The 18,829-nt window shown below is 44.2% G+C and carries 22 protein-coding genes; 20 read left to right on the forward strand and 2 right to left on the reverse strand.

Annotated elements, in window-relative coordinates:
* Positions 1–13: 13 nt before the first annotated feature.
* The 19 genes from spoIIIAF to LWH95_RS21620 all read left to right on the forward strand — a co-directional run bounded on the left by spoIIIAF (position 14) and on the right by LWH95_RS21620 (position 16,812).
* On the forward strand, positions 14–634 hold the full coding sequence (gene spoIIIAF, locus LWH95_RS12725; protein WP_003236901.1) for a stage III sporulation protein AF: 621 nt from the start codon (positions 14–16) through the stop codon (positions 632–634).
* On the forward strand, positions 627–1,316 hold the full coding sequence (gene spoIIIAG / locus LWH95_RS12730) for a stage III sporulation protein AG (RefSeq protein ID WP_003236900.1): 690 nt from the start codon (positions 627–629) through the stop codon (positions 1,314–1,316). The genes spoIIIAF and spoIIIAG overlap by 8 nt, the downstream gene beginning before the upstream one ends.
* Positions 1,317–1,979 (forward strand): stage III sporulation ratchet engulfment protein SpoIIIAH, encoded by a 663-nt coding sequence (gene spoIIIAH, locus LWH95_RS12735; RefSeq protein WP_232919700.1) that lies wholly within the window; start codon positions 1,317–1,319, stop codon positions 1,977–1,979.
* 155 nt (positions 1,980–2,134) lie between these two features.
* The gene (gene accB, locus LWH95_RS12740; RefSeq protein ID WP_003236898.1) at positions 2,135–2,617 is read left to right on the forward strand and encodes an acetyl-CoA carboxylase biotin carboxyl carrier protein; all 483 of its coding nucleotides are present in this window, start codon (positions 2,135–2,137) and stop codon (positions 2,615–2,617) included.
* An 11-nt stretch (positions 2,618–2,628) separates the two neighbouring features.
* Positions 2,629–3,981 carry an acetyl-CoA carboxylase biotin carboxylase subunit gene (gene accC, locus LWH95_RS12745; protein ID WP_003236897.1) on the forward strand — a complete coding sequence of 451 codons (1,353 nt, stop codon included), beginning with the start codon at positions 2,629–2,631 and terminating at the stop codon, positions 3,979–3,981.
* A 20-nt stretch (positions 3,982–4,001) separates the two neighbouring features.
* Entirely contained in the window at positions 4,002–4,409 is a 408-nt protein-coding gene (yqhY, locus tag LWH95_RS12750) for a fatty acid biosynthesis protein YqhY (RefSeq protein WP_003236896.1), read from the forward strand.
* A gap of 263 nt (positions 4,410–4,672) precedes the next feature.
* A complete protein-coding gene (gene nusB, locus LWH95_RS12755; RefSeq protein WP_003236895.1) occupies positions 4,673–5,068 on the forward strand; it encodes a transcription antitermination factor NusB in 396 nt (131 codons plus the stop codon).
* 11 nt (positions 5,069–5,079) lie between these two features.
* On the forward strand, positions 5,080–5,931 hold the full coding sequence (folD, locus tag LWH95_RS12760; RefSeq protein ID WP_003226403.1) for a bifunctional methylenetetrahydrofolate dehydrogenase/methenyltetrahydrofolate cyclohydrolase FolD: 852 nt from the start codon (positions 5,080–5,082) through the stop codon (positions 5,929–5,931).
* Between the two features lie 137 nt (positions 5,932–6,068).
* Positions 6,069–7,415, forward strand: a complete 1,347-nt coding sequence (xseA, locus tag LWH95_RS12765) for an exodeoxyribonuclease VII large subunit (RefSeq protein WP_232919701.1) — start codon at positions 6,069–6,071, stop codon at positions 7,413–7,415.
* Positions 7,412–7,666 carry an exodeoxyribonuclease VII small subunit gene (locus LWH95_RS12770; RefSeq protein ID WP_003226409.1) on the forward strand — a complete coding sequence of 85 codons (255 nt, stop codon included), beginning with the start codon at positions 7,412–7,414 and terminating at the stop codon, positions 7,664–7,666. Before xseA ends, LWH95_RS12770 begins: the two co-directional genes overlap by 4 nt.
* The gene (locus LWH95_RS12775; protein ID WP_003236893.1) at positions 7,656–8,546 is read left to right on the forward strand and encodes a polyprenyl synthetase family protein; all 891 of its coding nucleotides are present in this window, start codon (positions 7,656–7,658) and stop codon (positions 8,544–8,546) included. Before LWH95_RS12770 ends, LWH95_RS12775 begins: the two co-directional genes overlap by 11 nt.
* Before the next feature lie 180 nt (positions 8,547–8,726).
* Positions 8,727–10,628: a 1-deoxy-D-xylulose-5-phosphate synthase gene (gene dxs / locus LWH95_RS12780; protein WP_100274413.1), complete on the forward strand. Its 1,902-nt coding sequence runs from the start codon at positions 8,727–8,729 to the stop codon at positions 10,626–10,628.
* Positions 10,625–11,470, forward strand: coding sequence for a TlyA family RNA methyltransferase (locus tag LWH95_RS12785; RefSeq protein ID WP_084993749.1), 846 nt, complete (start codon positions 10,625–10,627; stop codon positions 11,468–11,470). Before dxs ends, LWH95_RS12785 begins: the two co-directional genes overlap by 4 nt.
* Before the next feature lie 97 nt (positions 11,471–11,567).
* Positions 11,568–12,017: an arginine repressor ArgR gene (gene argR, locus LWH95_RS12790; protein WP_003236889.1), complete on the forward strand. Its 450-nt coding sequence runs from the start codon at positions 11,568–11,570 to the stop codon at positions 12,015–12,017.
* A gap of 35 nt (positions 12,018–12,052) precedes the next feature.
* Positions 12,053–13,783, forward strand: a complete 1,731-nt coding sequence (gene recN, locus LWH95_RS12795) for a DNA repair protein RecN (protein ID WP_232919702.1) — start codon at positions 12,053–12,055, stop codon at positions 13,781–13,783.
* Positions 13,784–13,957: 174 nt separating this feature from the next.
* Positions 13,958–15,238, forward strand: coding sequence for a SpoIVB peptidase (spoIVB, locus tag LWH95_RS12800; RefSeq protein ID WP_003236887.1), 1,281 nt, complete (start codon positions 13,958–13,960; stop codon positions 15,236–15,238).
* Positions 15,239–15,513: 275 nt separating this feature from the next.
* Positions 15,514–16,317, forward strand: coding sequence for a sporulation transcription factor Spo0A (spo0A, locus tag LWH95_RS12805; protein WP_003226427.1), 804 nt, complete (start codon positions 15,514–15,516; stop codon positions 16,315–16,317).
* A gap of 141 nt (positions 16,318–16,458) precedes the next feature.
* A complete protein-coding gene (locus tag LWH95_RS12810) occupies positions 16,459–16,638 on the forward strand; it encodes a hypothetical protein (protein ID WP_003236884.1) in 180 nt (59 codons plus the stop codon).
* 39 nt (positions 16,639–16,677) lie between these two features.
* Complete coding sequence (locus tag LWH95_RS21620; protein WP_269802352.1) at positions 16,678–16,812, forward strand: hypothetical protein; 135 nt, start codon at positions 16,678–16,680, stop codon at positions 16,810–16,812.
* 60 nt (positions 16,813–16,872) lie between these two features.
* On the opposite strand, the gene LWH95_RS12815 is transcribed toward LWH95_RS21620, so the two are convergent.
* Both LWH95_RS12815 and LWH95_RS12820 read right to left on the reverse strand, forming a co-directional pair.
* A complete protein-coding gene (locus tag LWH95_RS12815) occupies positions 16,873–17,991 on the reverse strand; it encodes an NADH-dependent flavin oxidoreductase (RefSeq protein ID WP_133486989.1) in 1,119 nt (372 codons plus the stop codon).
* Between the two features lie 72 nt (positions 17,992–18,063).
* Complete coding sequence (locus tag LWH95_RS12820; protein WP_003236876.1) at positions 18,064–18,198, reverse strand: hypothetical protein; 135 nt, start codon at positions 18,196–18,198, stop codon at positions 18,064–18,066.
* 327 nt (positions 18,199–18,525) lie between these two features.
* On the opposite strand from LWH95_RS12820, the gene LWH95_RS12825 reads away from it, so the two are divergent.
* The gene (locus LWH95_RS12825) at positions 18,526–18,822 is read left to right on the forward strand and encodes a hypothetical protein (RefSeq protein ID WP_133487334.1); all 297 of its coding nucleotides are present in this window, start codon (positions 18,526–18,528) and stop codon (positions 18,820–18,822) included.
* The last annotated feature ends 7 nt before the right edge of the window (positions 18,823–18,829 follow it).

Below are 18,829 nucleotides of genomic sequence, written 5' to 3' on the forward strand. Positions count from 1 at the left end.
AGGAGGCTGGCGGATGAGTTTTTTAACTGAATGGCTGACCACCATCGTGTTGTTTATCCTATTTGCAATTGTAATTGATATGCTGCTGCCGAGCTCCAGCATGCAAAAGTACGCAAAAATGGTAGTCAGCCTGCTCTTGATTGTCGTCATGCTCACGCCGATTTTTAAGCTTTTCAACACAGACCCTGCAGTCATCTTTGAGTACCTCACAAAAAACGGGCAGTCAGAGTCTGCCGACATAAAAAATCAAATCAATTCAAAAAAAATAGAAATACAAGCTTCCCAGCGCGCATATATTTTAGAAGAAATGGCTGTCCAACTAAAAAAGAAAGCGGAGGAGAGATTCAGTCATGATGAATACAAAGTAGACAACATCAAACTCACGGCAGGAGAAAAGGTAGATTCAGAAGAGGATATTAAAACAATCAGCGTGTATATGGCCCCGTCTTCTGAAAAAACGGTCCAAACGGTCGCGCCGGTCAACATTGATACAGATCATGCATACGTAACGAAAGAAGCAGCCGAACAAAAAGAAGCCAAACAGATCCAGTCACAGCTTGCGGACATTTGGGAAATCGGAAGTGAGAAAATTACGGTTCATATGGAAGGCGGGGAGAGTGTCGGCAATGAATAAAAACGGATTATGGAATGTATTGAAAAAGCAGTTTCTTCCGGGGCAAACGAAGGACGGTGAAAAGCCGAAGCTGACCAAATATCATTACTTTCTGTTCGTTTTTGTTCTCGGAGTTTCCTTTATGCTTGTCAGCCAGCTGTTTTCTTCACCTGAGAAAACAGAAAACGCCAAAACGATAACGGCAGTACCATCACAAGATACCAAAGACAGCAAAGAGAAAACAGCCGAAGTGTTTAAAGCCTCAAAATCTGATGAACCTAAGCACTCGATCGATGATTATGAAAAAGAATACGAAAATCAGCTGAAAGAAATTCTTGAAACGATCATAGGTGTGGACGATGTCTCTGTTGTCGTGAATGTTGATGCAACGTCGCTGAAAGTATACGAAAAAAACAAATCAAACAAAAATACAACCACTGAAGAAACAGACAAAGAAGGCGGAACAAGAAGCGTTACAGACCAGACGTCAGAAGAAGAAATTGTCATGATCAAAAACGGCGATAAGGAAACGCCCGTCGTCGTCCAAACGAAAAAGCCTGATATACGCGGTGTACTCGTTGTTGCTCAAGGAGTGGACAACGTTCAAATAAAACAAACCATTATTGAAGCGGTGACACGGGTCCTGGATGTTCCAAGCCACCGGGTTGCGGTTGCCCCTAAAAAAATAAAGGAGGATTCATAAATGCTTAAAAAACAAACCGTTTGGCTATTAACAATGCTCAGTCTTGTCGTGGTGTTAAGCGTCTACTATATCATGTCGCCGGAAAGTAAAAATGCCGTGCAAATGCAAAGTGAAAAAAGCGCGTCTGACAGCGGAGAGGTTGCAACTGAAAAAGCGCCTGCCAAGCAAGACACGAAGGAAAAAAACGGTACAGAAACTGAAACAGAAACGGAAAAAGAAGATGGAACAAAGGGCACGAAAGATTCATCTGGAGACAAGGAAACATCCGCTGAAGCCAGTGAAAAAGGAACTGTTGTAACTGAAACAGCTGATGATGATCTGTTTACGACGTACCGTCTTGATTTAGAAGATGCCAGAAGCAAAGAAAGAGAAGAGCTGAATGCGATTGTGTCAAGCGATGATGCAACAGCAAAGGAAAAGAGCGAAGCATATGATAAAATGACGGCTCTCAGTGAAGTAGAAGGAACAGAAAAACAGCTGGAAACCCTTATTAAAACACAAGGCTACAAAGACGCGCTCGTCAATGCTGAAGGAGATAAAATCAACATTACTGTCAAATCAGACAAACACTCCAAATCGAAGGCGACAGCCATCATAGACCTTGTGGCAAAAGAAATCAAAACAATGAAAGACGTCGCTGTCACATTTGAGCCATCCAAGTGAAAAAGAGGAAAAACACGCCCGCTTAAGCAGCGGGCTTTTTGCGTGCCAATCATATTAGAGTTGAATTCAAAAGTCCGCTCCTGTAAGATAAACATAGTATGTACTTTTAGTAGTAACCTATAAAAAAGAAATTTCATACATAGGAGTGCGATTGAATGTTAAATATTAAAGAAATCCACGAGCTGATTAAAGCAATTGACGAGTCTACAATTGACGAATTCGTATATGAAAATGAAGGTGTATCCTTAAAACTGAAAAAACATGAAGCAGGCACTGTTCAAGTGATGCAGCAGGCGCCGGCAGCACCTGTACAAGCTCAGGCTCCGCAGGCAGTTCAGCCGCAAGCGCAGCAAGCAGCGCCGGCACCTGCCCAAGAAGCACCGAAGCAAGATGAAAATCTGCATAAAATCACTTCGCCAATGGTAGGAACGTTTTATGCATCTTCATCACCGGAAGCGGGCCCTTATGTAACGGCTGGTTCAAAAGTAAATGAAAATACAGTTGTCTGCATTGTAGAAGCAATGAAGCTATTCAACGAAATCGAAGCGGAAGTAAAAGGTGAAATCGTTGAAGTATTAGTAGAAAACGGCCAGCTGGTCGAATACGGACAACCTCTATTTCTTGTAAAAGCAGAGTAAGGAGACTTAACATGATTAAAAAGCTATTGATCGCCAACCGAGGAGAAATTGCTGTCAGAATCATCAGAGCCTGCAAAGAGCTCGGAATTGAGACTGTCGCTGTTTATTCAGAAGCTGATAAAGATGCCCTTCATGTTCAAATGGCCGATGAAGCTTTTTGTATCGGACCGAAAGCATCAAAAGACAGCTACTTAAACGTTACAAATATAGTGAGTGTTGCAAAGCTGACAGGCACGGACGCCATTCATCCGGGATATGGATTTTTAGCTGAAAATGCTGATTTCGCGGAATTATGTGAAGAAGTTAACGTCACGTTTGTCGGTCCGAGCGCTGACGCCATTTCAAAAATGGGAACAAAAGATGTTGCGCGGGAAACGATGAAACAGGCCGGCGTACCGATCGTACCGGGTTCACAAGGAATTATAGAAAATGTGGAAGAAGCGGTTTCGCTTGCTAATGAAATTGGGTATCCTGTAATTATAAAAGCCACCGCAGGCGGAGGCGGAAAAGGAATCAGGGTTGCCCGCACCGAAGAGGAATTGGTCAAAGGCATTAAGATTACACAGCAGGAAGCTGCAACAGCATTCGGAAATCCAGGTGTTTACATCGAAAAATACATAGAAGATTTTCGTCATGTTGAGATCCAAGTGCTTGCCGATAACTACGGAAATACGATCCATTTGGGCGAACGCGACTGCTCGATTCAAAGACGCCTGCAAAAGCTTTTGGAAGAAACGCCGTCTCCGGCGCTTGATTCAGAAATCAGGGAGCAGATGGGAGATGCAGCGGTTAAGGCTGCAACAGCAGTTGGCTATACAGGCGCGGGAACTGTTGAATTTATTTATGACTACAAAGAACAGCGCTACTACTTCATGGAAATGAATACGAGAATCCAGGTAGAGCACCCAGTCACAGAAATGGTAACGGGAACCGACCTGATTAAGGAACAGATCAAAGTTGCATCAGGAATGGAACTGAGTCTCAAGCAGGAAGATGTCGAATTTGAAGGCTGGGCTATCGAATGCCGAATCAACGCAGAAAACCCAAGTAAAAATTTCATGCCGTCACCTGGTGAAATTAAAATGTACCTGCCTCCTGGCGGTCTTGGTGTCCGTGTAGATTCAGCTGCGTATCCGGGCTATTCCATCCCTCCGTACTATGACAGCATGATTGCAAAAGTGATCACATATGGAAAAACGAGAGATGAAGCGATTGCCCGAATGAAGCGCGCATTGAGCGAATTCGTGATCGAAGGCATTGAGACAACAATCCCGTTCCACTTAAAACTGCTTGAACACGAAACATTTGTTAGCGGAGAGTTTAATACGAAATTTTTAGAAACATATGATGTAATGGGCTCATAATTTTTACGGAGGTGAATTGAATGAAAGACAACAGCTTGCTTAAAATGGATCAAGAAGATACGCATTTAGGTAAGGTTGAGATTGCACCGGAAGTCATTGAGGTCATTGCCGGCATAGCAGCTTCAGAAGTTGACGGTGTTGCCGAAATGCGCGGAAACTTTGCGACAGGCGTCGTCGAGCGCTTCGGTAAAGTGAATCATGGCAAAGGTGTCAAAGTCGACCTGGCGGATGACGGAATTACGATCGATGTATACTGCGTTGTTACATTCGGCGTTTCGATTCCGAAAGTTGCAGCGTCCGTTCAGGAAAACATTCGTCAAACCTTATTAAATATGACGTCTCTTTCGATTAACGAGATCAATATTCACATCGTCGGCATTCAATTTGACACAAAAGCCCAAGAAGTCCAAATCGACGAAGAAATGTAAATGGCTTAACAAAAAACCAAGGGGAGGGCGGCCCTTTGGTTTTTTTACACGTTACCCTTTATTTCAAAGCATGAAGAAAGCCGGCTCAAGGCAGCCGAGTTTCTTCATGAACGTGAAATCCGAATGATCATATCAAGGTGTGTGAAAATATTCGGTAATAGGGTAAAAAACCTTGATTTCAATATGCGGATACGAAAAAAATATGTTATGATCTCTTTGTGGCTTAACGACAAGCGGATAAAGAGGATCAAAGGAGAAAGAAAATGAAAAGAAGAACAGCAAGAGAAAAAGCTTTGCAGGCACTATTTCAAATTGATGTCAGCGATATCGCAGTAAATGAAGCCATTGAACACGCATTGGATGAAGAAAAAACAGATCCTTTCTTTGAACAGCTTGTACACGGGGTATTGGAACACCAAGTCCAGCTGGATGAAATGATTTCCAAGCATCTGGTGAATTGGAAGCTCGATCGAATTGCCAATGTTGACCGCGCGATTTTGCGTCTGGCAGCATACGAAATGGCATATGTCGAAGACATTCCGGTGAATGTCTCCATGAACGAAGCGATTGAGCTGGCAAAACGGTTTGGTGATGACAAAGCGACAAAGTTTGTAAACGGGGTTCTTTCTAACATTAAATCTGATATTGAACAATCATAGGAGGAAAGAAAATGACTGCAACAATCATCGACGGAAAAGAAACGGCTAGAGAAAAACGCGAACAATTGGCAAAAGAGGTAGAAGAGCTTAAAAAGCAAGGCGTCACTCCTGGACTGGCGGTTATTTTGATTGGAGATGATCCTGCTTCTCACTCTTACGTGCGAGGAAAGAAAAAAGCGGCTGAAACAATGGGAATGAATTTCAAGCTCGATCAATTTGACAGCAGCCTCACAGAAGCTGAACTGCTATCCATAATCGATCAATACAATCAAGACCCTGAGTTTCACGGCATTCTCGTTCAGCTCCCGCTTCCAGACCATATTTCTGAAAAAGCGGTGATCGAACGTATCTCTCCTGATAAAGATGTAGACGGTTTTCATCCATTAAACGTAGGGAAAATGCTCCTTGGCGAAGATACGTTTCTTCCTTGTACGCCTCATGGAATTGTTGAGCTTTTGAAGAAAACCAATATCGACCTTTCCGGTAAAGAGGTTGTTGTAGTCGGCCGAAGCAATATTGTCGGCAAACCTGTCGGCCAGCTTTTATTAAATGAAAACGCGACGGTTACTTACTGTCATTCAAGAACAGAAAATATTACCGAACATACGAAAAAAGCGGACATCCTAGTGGTGGCAGTCGGCAGAGCTAACTTCATCAGTGCAGACCAGATCAAAGAGGGCGCTGTTGTCATTGACGTCGGCGTTAACCGTCTGGAAAGCGGAAAGCTTTGCGGAGACGTTGAATTTGAAGGGGCAAAGGAAAAAGCGTCCTTCATCACGCCGGTTCCTGGCGGAGTAGGTCCGATGACCATCACGATGCTTGCGCATAATACTGTTAAATCTGCGAAACGTACGTTATCATAGATAATTGGAGATATTCACAGGCGGGACGTTTTGCCCGCTGTGAATATGAGCACGATACCCGCTTCTTCAGGCTCCTAAAGCCAGGGCGGGTTTTCTTTAGTTATGGTGCAGGAATGCTTATGAGAGGAGTTTGAGACATGGGCGAAACAGCGTATGTTACTGTCTCAGCGCTGACAAAGTATATAAAACGAAAATTCGATGTAGATCCTCACCTTGAAAATATTTGGATTAAAGGCGAATTATCGAATGTAAAAATACACACAAGAGGCCACATTTATTTCACATTGAAAGACGAAAATGCCAGAATGCAGTCGGTGATGTTCGCGAGACAGAGCGAGCGTCTGCCTTTTAAACCTGAAAACGGCATGAAGGTGCTGGTCAGAGGCGGAATTTCCGTATATGGACCGAGCGGAAACTACCAATTATATGCCAAAGAAATGCAGCCTGACGGGGTCGGAGCGCTTTATTTAGCGTACGAAGAGCTAAAAAAGAAGCTTGCCGGAGAAGGTTTATTTGATAACCGCTACAAAAAACAAATCCCCGCATTTCCAGCCACAATCGGGGTTGTGACATCTCCAACGGGTGCCGCTGTCAGAGACGTCATTACAACTCTAAAAAGAAGATATCCCCTTGTAAAAGTTATTGTTCTTCCAGCGCTCGTACAAGGCGAAAATGCGAGCAGGTCCATCGTTCAGCGCATTGAAGAGGCAAATGAAAAAGAGGTTTGCGACGTATTAATTGTTGGGAGAGGCGGCGGTTCGATTGAAGAACTGTGGGCATTTAATGAAGAAATTGTAGCACGTGCGATCTTCGCTTCTAACATTCCGATTATATCGGCAGTCGGGCATGAGACGGACTTTACGATCAGTGATTTTGTCGCTGATATCAGAGCCGCAACGCCGACAGGAGCAGCTGAGATTGCCGTACCGCATACCACTGATTTAATCGAACGGACAAAAACAGCGGAAGTCAGGATGACAAGAGCGATGCAGCAGCATCTCGGCCAGAAAAAAGAGCGGATTCAAACGCTGCAATCCTCGTATGCCTTTCGTTTTCCAAAGCGTTTGTATGCGCAAAAAGAGCAGCAGTTTGACCTTGCCTATCAACAGTTTCAAGCACAGCTTACCGCTCTTTTAGATCGAAAAAGCAGACAGCTTGAGCGTGAAACGTACAGATTAGAGGCGCTGCATCCTCATGAACAGCTGAAGCAAGTGAGAACACGATACGAGGAACAAACAAATCAGCTGAGAAAAAATATGAATATCCAAATGAAGCAGCTGCATTCCCAATTTCAAACTGTTCTTGGCAAGCTGAATGCGTTAAGTCCTCTTCAAGTGATGGAAAGAGGATACAGCTTGGCTTATAAAGAAGACGAACTCATTAAAAGTGTCAGTCAGATAGAAGAGAAGGACCAGGTTGAGGTCAAGCTGAAGGATGGCGTGCTGACCTGTGAAGTATTAGAAAAGAGAGGGGAAGAAAAATGACAGACGTGAAAAAAAATGAAAACATGACATTTGAAGAAGCGATGAAAGGGCTTGAAAGCATTGTGTCAAAGCTTGAAGAGGGCGATGTGCCTTTAGAGCAAGCGATTAACTATTTCCAAGAAGGCATGGCTCTTTCAAAAATGTGCCACGAAAAGCTGCAAAAAGTCGAAAAACAAATGGATTTCATTTTAAAAGAAGACGGCGAACTGGCACCTTTTAGTGTTCAGGAGGAAGACGAAGGTGACAAATAAATTAACGAGCTTTCTGGCGGAGCGGAAAAAAACGATTGAAAATCAGCTTTCTGTCTATACAGAGAAGCTTGATATGCCGGACTCATTAAAAAAGTCTATGCTGTATTCCCTTGAGGCTGGCGGAAAGCGGCTGCGTCCTCTCATTGTACTGGCTGTATTAAACGCCTATGGGAAAAGTGAAAAGGACGGCATTCCAGTTGGGTGTGCTGTCGAAATGATTCACACATATTCGTTAATTCATGATGACCTTCCTTGTATGGATGATGACGATTTGCGCCGCGGGAAGCCGACAAACCATAAAGTATTCGGTGAAGCGACAGCAGTATTAGCGGGTGACGGGCTCCTTACGGAAAGCTTTAAGCTGATCACCTCCCACGTATCAGACGAGGTGTCAGCAGAAAAGCGCCTTCGGCTTGTGAATGAACTGATTTCAGCGGCAGGCACTGAAGGCATGGTCGGAGGGCAAGTAGCTGATATGGAAGCGGAAAACCGCCAAGTCACGCTTGAAGAGCTCGAATCCATTCATGAACGGAAAACAGCCAAGCTCCTCGGTTTTTGCGTAATTGCCGGTGCTATTTTGGCGGATGCGCCTGAGGAAGACATTGAAACGCTGCGTACCTTCAGCAGTCACATTGGAATCGGTTTTCAAATCAGAGACGATATTTTAGATTTAGAAGGCAGTGAAGAGAAAATCGGCAAACGTGTCGGCTCGGATACAACAAACGACAAATCGACTTACCCGTCACTTCTTTCACTGGAAGGGGCCAAACATAAATTGGATGTTCACATCAATGAGGCGAAGCGTTTAATCGGCGGACTCTCTCTTCAAAAAGATCTTTTATTTGAGCTTTGTGATTTAATTGCGGCAAGAGATCACTAAAACGATCCTAATTTGAAGCGGCTGCACGAGATATGGTAAAATGTAAGCAGTTTATATGAAAAATGAAAAGGAAAAGCGTGTTTGTCTTTTTTTATGTCTGAGAACTGGCCATTGTCCAGCTCGGCTTGTAGAAGACATGTATCATTGCAGAAATTCATGCTGAAAGTGAGTTGATCCGCTTTGGATCTTTTATCAATACAGGACCCGTCGTTTTTAAAAAACATGTCCATTGATGAATTAGAGAAATTAAGTGATGAAATCCGTCAATTTTTAATTACAACTTTATCTGCTTCCGGCGGCCACATCGGCCCAAACTTAGGTGTCGTAGAGCTTACTGTTGCGCTGCATAAGGAATTTAACAGCCCGAAAGACAAATTTTTGTGGGATGTAGGCCACCAGTCTTACGTCCACAAGCTGCTGACAGGACGCGGAAAAGAATTTTCGACGCTTCGCCAGTACAAAGGGCTTTGCGGATTCCCAAAGCGGAGTGAAAGCGAGCATGATGTTTGGGAAACCGGGCACAGCTCAACTTCTCTGTCAGGTGCGATGGGGATGGCTGCTGCGCGTGATATTAAAGGTACGGATGAATTTATTATTCCGATCATTGGTGACGGCGCGCTGACTGGCGGAATGGCGCTCGAAGCGCTAAACCACATTGGCGATGAGAAAAAAGATATGATTGTCATCCTGAATGATAATGAAATGAGTATTGCACCGAATGTCGGCGCCATTCATTCTATGCTCGGACGACTGCGCACTGCAGGGAAATACCAGTGGGTAAAAGACGAGCTCGAATACTTGTTTAAAAAGATTCCGGCAGTCGGGGGCAAACTTGCTGCCACGGCGGAACGAGTCAAAGACAGCCTGAAATACATGCTCGTCTCGGGAATGTTTTTTGAAGAGCTTGGTTTTACGTATTTAGGCCCGGTGGACGGACATTCTTATCATGAGCTGATTGAGAATCTTCAATACGCCAAAAAAACGAAAGGCCCTGTTCTCCTGCATGTCATTACGAAAAAAGGGAAGGGGTACAAACCGGCTGAAACCGATACGGTTGGAACATGGCATGGTACTGGACCATATAAAATTAATACCGGTGACTTTGTAAAACCGAAAGCCGCAGCTCCTTCATGGAGTGGCCTAGTCAGCGGCACTGTGCAGCGAATGGCGCGCGAGGATGGACGCATTGTAGCCATTACGCCGGCTATGCCTGTCGGCTCTAAGCTTGAAGGCTTTGCAAAGGAATTCCCTGACCGCATGTTCGACGTAGGAATCGCAGAACAGCATGCCGCTACGATGGCAGCAGCTATGGCAATGCAGGGGATGAAGCCGTTTTTGGCGATTTATTCAACCTTCCTGCAAAGGGCATATGACCAAGTTGTTCATGACATCTGCCGCCAAAACGCGAATGTGTTTATTGGTATTGACCGTGCAGGGCTCGTCGGCGCTGACGGAGAGACACATCAAGGTGTGTTTGATATTGCGTTTATGCGTCACATTCCAAACATCGTCTTAATGATGCCAAAAGATGAAAATGAAGGACAGCACATGGTTCATACAGCACTCAGTTATAATGAAGGCCCGATTGCGATGCGTTTTCCGCGCGGAAACGGACTCGGCGTAAAAATGGATGAACAGCTGAAAACGATTCCGATCGGCACGTGGGAGGTGCTGCGTCCGGGGAACGACGCTGTCATCTTAACATTTGGAACAACAATCGAAATGGCGCTTGAAGCAGCTGAAGAGCTGCAAAAAGAGGGGCTTTCCGTGCGCGTTGTGAATGCGCGCTTTATTAAGCCGATTGATGAAAAGATGATGAAGGATATCCTAAAAGAAGGCTTGCCAATTTTAACGATTGAAGAAGCGGTCTTAGAAGGCGGTTTCGGAAGCTCGATTTTAGAATTCGCTCATGATCAAGGTGAATATCTTACACCAATTGACAGAATGGGTATCCCGGATCGTTTTATTGAACACGGAAGCGTAACGGCGCTTCTTGAAGAAATTGGACTAACAAAACAGCAGGTGGCAGACCGGATTAGATTACTGATGCCGCCGAAGACACATAAAGGAATTGGATCATGACGTCAAAGAAAGAACGTTTAGATGTATTACTAGTGGAAAGAGGGCTGGCGGAAACGCGGGAAAAAGCCAAGAGAGCTATTATGGCGGGGATCGTCTATTCAAACGAAAACCGCTTGGACAAGCCCGGAGAAAAAATTGACCGTGACTTACCGTTAACCGTCAAAGGAAACCCGCTAAAATATGTGAGCAGAGGCGGCTTAAAGCTTGAAAAAGCGCTGAAGGAGTTTCCCGTCTCTGTTAAGGATAAAATCATGATTGATATTGGCTCCTCCACCGGCGGTTTTACGGACTGCGCTCTGCAAAACGGAGCTAAACAGTCATACGCGGTGGATGTAGGCTACAATCAGCTTGCGTGGAAGCTCAGACAAGATGAACGGGTCGTCGTAATGGAACGGACCAACTTCCGTTACGCAACACCGGCAGACTTTACAAAGGGCATGCCGGAGTTTGCTACGATTGATGTATCCTTTATTTCACTGCGGCTCATCCTGCCTGTTCTCAAAACATTGCTTGTACCGGGCAGTGACTGCATGGCTCTTGTTAAGCCGCAGTTTGAAGCGGGACGGGAATCCGTCGGCAAAAAAGGGATTGTCAGAGATCCTAAAGTGCATGCTGATGTTCTCAAGCGAATGATCAGTTTTTCTGCGGCTGAAGGCTATATCTGCAAAGGCCTGTCATTTTCTCCTATCACGGGAGGAGACGGAAATATTGAATTTCTCCTTCATTTGCATTGGCCGGGAGAGGGACAGGAAGGACAGGAGCTGCCGGAAGAAGAGATCATCCGCATTGTAGAAGAGGCACATAAGACGTTAAAAGAAAAAAAAGCAGATGTACCGGAATAATAGGGCGACTATTATTCCTTTTTTCTGCATTCATGTACAATTTGCAGAGAATCATATAACATAAAAGAACAGATAAGCTGGAAATAGAGGTGCTTACATGAACAAAGGCCAGAGGCATATTAAAATCAGAGAGATCATTACAAGCAATGAAATCGAAACGCAAGATGAATTGGTCGACATGCTGAAGCAGGATGGATACAAAGTAACGCAAGCCACGGTTTCACGGGATATTAAAGAACTTCACCTTGTAAAAGTGCCTACGAATAACGGCTCTTACAAATACAGTCTTCCGGCAGACCAGCGTTTCAATCCGCTGTCCAAGCTGAAGCGGGCACTGATGGACGCATTTGTGAAAGTAGACTCTGCAAGCCATATGATTGTGCTGAAAACGATGCCGGGCAACGCCCAGGCAATCGGGGCGCTGATGGACAATTTGGACTGGGATGAAATTATGGGGACCATTTGCGGAGATGACACGATTTTAATTATTTGCCGGACTCCTGAAGATACAGACGGCGTAAAAAACAGACTGCTTGAGCTGCTGTAACAGAAATCTAACAAAGATAAGAGGTGTAATGCTGTTTGTTAGCTGAACTATCGATTAAAAACTTTGCCATTATTGAGGAACTGACGATTTCTTTTGAACGCGGGCTCACGGTTTTAACAGGAGAAACCGGAGCCGGCAAATCCATCATCATAGATGCCATTTCTCTTTTAGTCGGAGGCCGCGGATCTTCTGAATTTGTCAGATATGGAGAAGCAAAAGCCGAGCTTGAAGGGCTGTTTCTGTTGGAGAGCGGCCATCCCGTTTTAGATGTATGCGCTGAGCAGGGAATCGACGTTTCAGACGAAATGATCGTTATGAGAAGGGATATCAGCACGAGTGGAAAAAGCGTTTGCCGGGTTAATGGCAAGCTTGTCACGATTGCCTCGTTAAGAGAGATCGGCAGGCTTTTATTAGATATTCACGGGCAGCACGATAACCAGCTGTTAATGGAGGACGAAAATCATCTCCAGCTTTTGGACAAGTTTGCCGGAGCCGAAGTGGAAAGCGCGCTCCAAGCGTATCAGGAAGGATACCAGCGTTACATGAAGCTGCTTAAAAAACTAAAACATCTTTCTGAAAGCGAACAGGAAATGGCCCACCGCCTTGATCTCATTCAATTTCAGCTCGAAGAAATCGAATCGGCAAAGCTTGAGCTTAATGAAGATGAACAGCTCCAAGAAGAACGCCAGCAAATTTCAAACTTTGAGAAGATATATGAATCGCTGCAAAATGCGTATAACGCGCTTCGCAGTGAGCAAGGCGGACTGGACTGGGTCGGAATGGCATCAGCGCAGCTTGAAGATATATCCGATATTAATGAACCACTGAAAAAACTGTCTGAAAGTGTTTCGAACTCCTACTATCTTCTGGAGGACGCTACATTTCAGATGAGAAATATGCTGGACGAGCTTGAGTATGATCCGGAACGCCTGAATTATATTGAAACACGTCTTAATGAAATCAAACAGCTGAAACGAAAATATGGTGCATCTGTTGAGGACATTTTAGAATACGCTTCTAAAATTGAAGAAGAGATTGACCAAATTGAAAACAGGGACAGCCACCTTCAAAGCTTGAAGAAGGAGCTTGACTCAGTCGGCAAAGATGTCGCAGTGGAAGCGGCAAATGTTTCACAAATCAGGAAAGCATGGGCGAAAAAGCTGGCCGATGAGATTCATCGGGAATTAAAAAGCCTGTACATGGAAAAGTCAACGTTTGATACGGAATTTAAGGTCAGAACAGCGTCCCGCAATGAGGAGGCGCCGATTGTAAACGGCCAGCTTGTTCAGCTGACTGAACAAGGGATAGATCTGGTGAAGTTTTTAATTTCAACCAATACAGGTGAACCGCTAAAATCTCTTTCGAAAGTCGCTTCCGGGGGAGAGTTGTCTCGGGTAATGCTTGCCATAAAAAGCATTTTTTCCTCTCAGCAGGATGTGACGTCGATTATATTCGATGAGGTCGATACCGGTGTAAGCGGCAGAGTCGCCCAGGCAATCGCTGAGAAGATCCATAAAGTGTCAATAGGATCACAAGTGCTGTGTATTACACACTTGCCTCAGGTGGCTGCCATGGCCGATACGCACCTTTATATTGCGAAGGAGTTAAAAGACGGCAGAACGACGACACATGTCAAGCCGCTGTCTAAGCAGGAAAAGGTAGTGGAAATCGGGCGCATGATTGCAGGAGTCGAAGTAACAGACTTGACGAAACGCCATGCGAAAGAACTTTTAAAACAAGCGGATCAAGTCAAAACAACTGGGTAAGCTGCGCGAGAAGCGCAGCTTATTTTTTTCGCACACATCCATTCGTTCATCAGTATATCCAATGTTTTTCTTTATATGACAGTTATAAATAAGGCGTCAGAAGGCAAAATTAAATGATGTAGCAGCAAGTCATAAAGAAGGTGTGGGATAGGAGCGAGGAGAGTGAAGTAGTGAATGCCCGATAACATCAGAAAAGCAGTAGGTTTAATTCTCCTTGTTTCGTTATTAAGTGTAGGTTTATGCAAACCGCTAAAAGAGTATTTACTGATTCCAACGCAAATGAGAGTATTTGAAACCCAAACACAAGCGATTGAAACGAGCTTATCGGTAAACGCTCATGCACAAGAATCGTCAGAAGCGTTTACAGTAAAAAAAGACCCGCATGAAATCAAGGTGACAGGCAAAAAATCAGGTGAATCAGAATTAGTATACGATCTTGCCGGATTTCCAATCAAAAAAACAAAAGTGCAAGTTCTTCCTGATTTAAAAGTCATACCTGGCGGACAATCAATCGGTGTTAAACTTCATTCCGTCGGTGTTCTTGTCGTCGGGTTTCATCAAATCAACACAAGTGAAGGCAAAAAATCTCCGGGAGAAACGGCCGGCATTGAAGCGGGTGACATCATTATTGAGATGAATGGACAGAAAATTGAAAAAATGAATGATGTAGCCCCATTTATCCAGAAGGCAGGTAAAACCGGAGAATCGTTAGATTTGCTGATTAAACGTGATAAGCAAAAAATCAAAACAAAGCTCATTCCTGAAAAGGATGAAGCAGAAGGCAAGTACAGAATCGGATTATATATCAGGGATTCGGCTGCTGGCATCGGCACCATGACCTTTTATGAACCGAAAACAAAAAAATACGGAGCACTTGGCCACGTGATTTCCGATATGGACACAAAGAAACCAATCGTAGTGGAGAATGGAGAAATCGTCAAATCCACTGTAACATCAATTGAAAAAGGGACAGGCGGAAATCCGGGAGAAAAACTGGCGCGATTTTCCTCAGAACGCAAAACGATCGGGGATATTAACAGAAACAGCCCATTTGGGATTTTCGGCACACTGCATCAGCCAATTCAAAACAACATTTCAGATCAAGCATTGCCGGTTGCGTTTTCTAATGAAGTCAAAAAAGGGCCGGCTGAAATTTTAACGGTCATTGATGATGACAAGGTAGAAAAATTTGATATTGAAATCGTCAGCACGACGCCGCAAAAATTCCCGGCGACAAAAGGAATGGTCTTAAAAATAACCGATCCGAGGCTGTTGAAAGAAACAGGAGGCATCGTACAGGGGATGAGCGGAAGCCCGATCATTCAAAATGGAAAAGTGATCGGCGCTGTCACCCATGTGTTTGTAAATGATCCGACAAGCGGCTACGGCGTTCATATTGAATGGATGCTGTCAGAAGCAGGAATCGATATTTACGGAAAAGAAAAAGCAAGCTGACTGCCGGAATTTCCGGCAGTTTTTTTGTTTTTATTCCTCTTCACTTCTCAGAATACATACGGTAAAATGTACAAAAGAAGATTTTTCGACAAATTCACGTTTCCTTGTTTGTCAAATTTCATTTTTAGTCGAAAAACGGAGAAAAACATAGAATAACAAAGATATGCCACTAATATTGGTGATTATGATTTTTTTAGAGGGTATATAGCGGTTTTGTCGAATGTAAACATGTAGCAAGGGTGAATCCTGTTAACTACATTTGGGGAGGAAGAAACGTGGAGAAAATTAAAGTTTGTGTTGCTGATGATAATCGAGAGCTGGTAAGCCTGTTGAGTGAATATATAGAAGGACAGGAAGACATGGAAGTGATCGGTGTAGCTTATAACGGACAGGAATGCCTGTCGTTGTTTAAAGAAAAAGATCCCGATGTGCTCGTATTGGATATTATTATGCCGCATTTGGACGGACTTGCGGTTTTAGAGCGGCTGAGGGAATCAGATCTGAAAAAACAGCCGAATGTCATTATGCTGACAGCCTTTGGACAGGAAGATGTCACGAAAAAGGCCGTCGATTTAGGCGCGTCCTACTTTATTCTCAAACCGTTTGATATGGAAAACCTTGTCGGACATATCCGTCAGGTCAGCGGAAATGCCAGCAGCGTGACGCACCGTGCGCCATCATCGCAAAGCAGCATTATACGCAGCAGCCAGCCTGAACCAAAAAAGAAAAATCTCGACGCGAGCATCACAAGCATTATCCATGAAATCGGCGTCCCGGCGCATATTAAAGGCTATCTCTATCTGCGCGAAGCAATCTCAATGGTATACAATGACATCGAATTGCTCGGCAGCATTACAAAAGTCCTCTATCCGGACATCGCCAAAAAATTCAACACAACCGCAAGCCGTGTAGAAAGAGCGATCCGCCATGCAATTGAAGTGGCGTGGAGCAGAGGAAACATTGACTCCATTTCCTCATTATTCGGCTATACAGTCAGCATGACAAAAGCTAAACCGACAAATTCAGAGTTCATTGCAATGGTTGCGGATAAGCTGAGATTAGAGCATAAGGCTTCTTAAGCATGAGTATATTAAGCGATGATTAAATCAAACGTCTTTTATTTATTAGTTCGCGCTGATAAATAGGAGGCGTTTTGTTTTAGGGACATTTATTATAATGGATGATGAATAGGAAGCACATTTTCCGGAGGGAGTGATAATGTGTTTGAAAAGTACGGACTGCTGATTGCGTTATTTATTCTTGCGCTTTGCGTCAATTCGAACATCATTACAGAATCACACATGGCAGGCACCCTGATCGACTTCATCTCATTTACAGTCATGGTTTCATGTGTTTTCGCTGCTTGGATTATCAAAAACAAACAATCAGGATCAAATTGAAACCTTTCCCCTGCAAACTCGTAAGATAAGGACGTATTCATGAACAAAGAAGACGTACGAATGAAAAAGAAAAAAGCCGGAAAACGTGACGGATTGCTGTTGGATTTGCTTTCTGAAGCGGCAGACCTATTGCTGTTCCTGCCATTTAGGTTTTTACACAGACTGTTTGATTAGAGAAAAAGCCCCTTATACAAGGGGCTTTTTTTAAAATATCGTTTCGGCAGTCTCCACACATTAATCTTTATAAGGCACCCAGCCAGGCGTGTTCACAATTGCTTGCCATAGCGGTTCAGGCAAGTGATATTTTTCTTTATCTGTGCCTTTGATCACTGTTTCGATTTGTTTTTCCCGGCCTTCTTTTACTTTCACCGTCCAGTCGGGGTCAACTAGAATTTCGCGTCCCATCGCGACCAGCGGAATGCCGTTTTCGATTACGGCCAGCGCGTCATCTGCGGAATGAATGGAACCGACGGCGATAAGCGGCACTTTGTTTCCGACACGTTCATTCAACAAGTCCATGCGTGTGCGAGTCGGATCTGCACCGCGGCGCGCTTTTGAGTTCACGTCCATCAGTGAGATATGAAGGTAATCCAATTCTTTATCCCCTAAAGCGTCAACAAGCGTAAAGGTTTCAGTCATTGTCAATCCTGGTGTCTCAGGTTCTTCCGGAGACAGGCGGTAGCCGACTAAGAACGCACCCTTCGCATGTTCTGCAGCGGCTTTTTTCACTTCATCGACAATAGCAAGCGGGAAGGCTAATCGTTTTTCGTCGCTACCTCCCCAGCGGTCTGTGCGCTGATTGGTTTTCGGAGAATAAAACTGCTGAATCAAGTAGCCGTTTGCGCCGTGAATTTCGACACCGTCAAAGCCGGCTTCAATGGCGCGTCTTGTCGCTTCTCCAAATGCCTTCACAATGTTATCTACTTCTTCCTCTGTTAAGGCGCGGGCAATTTGCTTGCCGTTATCAAACATGTCACTTGGCCCTACAACATCTTGTTGCGGAACGAGCTCAGACGGACATTCAATGCCGCCGTGATGAATTTGTACAACGGCTTTAGCGCCTTGCGCCTGAATGGCTTGCGCTAATTTTTTTAAACCTGGAATGTTGGCATCATCATGGATGGCCGGCTGCCCGGGAAATGCTTTTCCATCCGGTGTGACATTTGCACAGGCTGTAATCACCATTCCCATTTCTTTTGAACGGGGGATGATGTAATCAAGCTCTGCTTGAGATATTGTACCGTCATCATTAGAAGCGTAATGAGTCATTGGTGCTACTGTGATCCGGTTGTCAATTGTAACGCCGCTTTTAAACGTAAATGGTTCAAACAGCGGTTTATATTTAGGGTTCATTTGATCATCTTCTTTCGTTTGGATTCGCACATATTCTAGCCTATATGTAAAAATTAATGCAATTGATCTGCTTTACCGGCTGAATATCTTGAGTACAGAGTGATGTTTTCTGCGCTCTTTTTCGGGGGCTTTGTAGCCGCCGCTGATTTGGTGGCCGATGGTGCAAGTGATGACTGCTGCAGCGAGCAGCAGAACGAATTTTTTCATGGGTGTAACTTCTTTCTGTAAAGTGAATATCCTTTAAAAGGTTACGCCTGGCTGATTCAGCCGTCAAACGATTTGCTCACCTCATTCCTCACATTTTTTCAAAATGAATAAAAAGTTGCTTCTTTCCGTTAATTTTTTCTAATATGTGCCTCAATTAGAGCCATCCTCATAGACAAATGCGATTGCTTTCTTTCTAACAACAGGAAATGATCAGGTCGGATAGCCCTTTTGAAAATCATGGAACTTCATCGCCTGCTTTCACAACATCTTTACAAATCTGCCATTCTGGTCAAAGATAAAAGCCAAACATCAGGAAGAGGTGATCATGTGAAACAAACGGCTCTTTTGCTGTTTACTGTGCTCCTTCTCTCAGGGTGCAGTATTGCAAGTGCGGATGACTCAGCCCCAAGGTTTACCGAAGAGGGAAAATACATTGGCTCGGCTGATCCTCATACGATCGCGGTTTCCCTTAACGGAGAAGAAACCATGATACAAGTTCCGAAGGATAAACGTGATGAATGTGAATCACTGCCAGATCACACAGATGTCCAGGTGAAATATATAAAAAAGGGTAATGGAACCTTACAGCTGGAAGATATTCAGCTGCAGAAGAATTCGTCATAAAAAGACC

The organism is Bacillus sp. G16 (assembly GCF_021282335.1).
Lineage (GTDB): Bacteria > Bacillota > Bacilli > Bacillales > Bacillaceae > Bacillus > Bacillus inaquosorum.

Coding starts and splice junctions, on each gene's coding strand:
- spoIIIAF (WP_003236901.1), top strand. CDS start 14: ATGAGTTTTTTAACTGAATGGCTGACCACCATCGTGTTGTTTATCCTA.
- spoIIIAG (WP_003236900.1), top strand. CDS start 627: ATGAATAAAAACGGATTATGGAATGTATTGAAAAAGCAGTTTCTTCCG.
- spoIIIAH (WP_232919700.1), top strand. CDS start 1,317: ATGCTTAAAAAACAAACCGTTTGGCTATTAACAATGCTCAGTCTTGTC.
- accB (WP_003236898.1), top strand. CDS start 2,135: ATGTTAAATATTAAAGAAATCCACGAGCTGATTAAAGCAATTGACGAG.
- accC (WP_003236897.1), top strand. CDS start 2,629: ATGATTAAAAAGCTATTGATCGCCAACCGAGGAGAAATTGCTGTCAGA.
- yqhY (WP_003236896.1), top strand. CDS start 4,002: ATGAAAGACAACAGCTTGCTTAAAATGGATCAAGAAGATACGCATTTA.
- nusB (WP_003236895.1), top strand. CDS start 4,673: ATGAAAAGAAGAACAGCAAGAGAAAAAGCTTTGCAGGCACTATTTCAA.
- folD (WP_003226403.1), top strand. CDS start 5,080: ATGACTGCAACAATCATCGACGGAAAAGAAACGGCTAGAGAAAAACGC.
- xseA (WP_232919701.1), top strand. CDS start 6,069: ATGGGCGAAACAGCGTATGTTACTGTCTCAGCGCTGACAAAGTATATA.
- LWH95_RS12770 (WP_003226409.1), top strand. CDS start 7,412: ATGACAGACGTGAAAAAAAATGAAAACATGACATTTGAAGAAGCGATG.
- LWH95_RS12785 (WP_084993749.1), top strand. CDS start 10,625: ATGACGTCAAAGAAAGAACGTTTAGATGTATTACTAGTGGAAAGAGGG.
- argR (WP_003236889.1), top strand. CDS start 11,568: ATGAACAAAGGCCAGAGGCATATTAAAATCAGAGAGATCATTACAAGC.
- spoIVB (WP_003236887.1), top strand. CDS start 13,958: ATGCCCGATAACATCAGAAAAGCAGTAGGTTTAATTCTCCTTGTTTCG.
- LWH95_RS21620 (WP_269802352.1), top strand. CDS start 16,678: ATGAACAAAGAAGACGTACGAATGAAAAAGAAAAAAGCCGGAAAACGT.
- LWH95_RS12815 (WP_133486989.1), bottom strand. CDS start 17,991: ATGAACCCTAAATATAAACCGCTGTTTGAACCATTTACGTTTAAAAGC.
- LWH95_RS12820 (WP_003236876.1), bottom strand. CDS start 18,198: ATGAAAAAATTCGTTCTGCTGCTCGCTGCAGCAGTCATCACTTGCACC.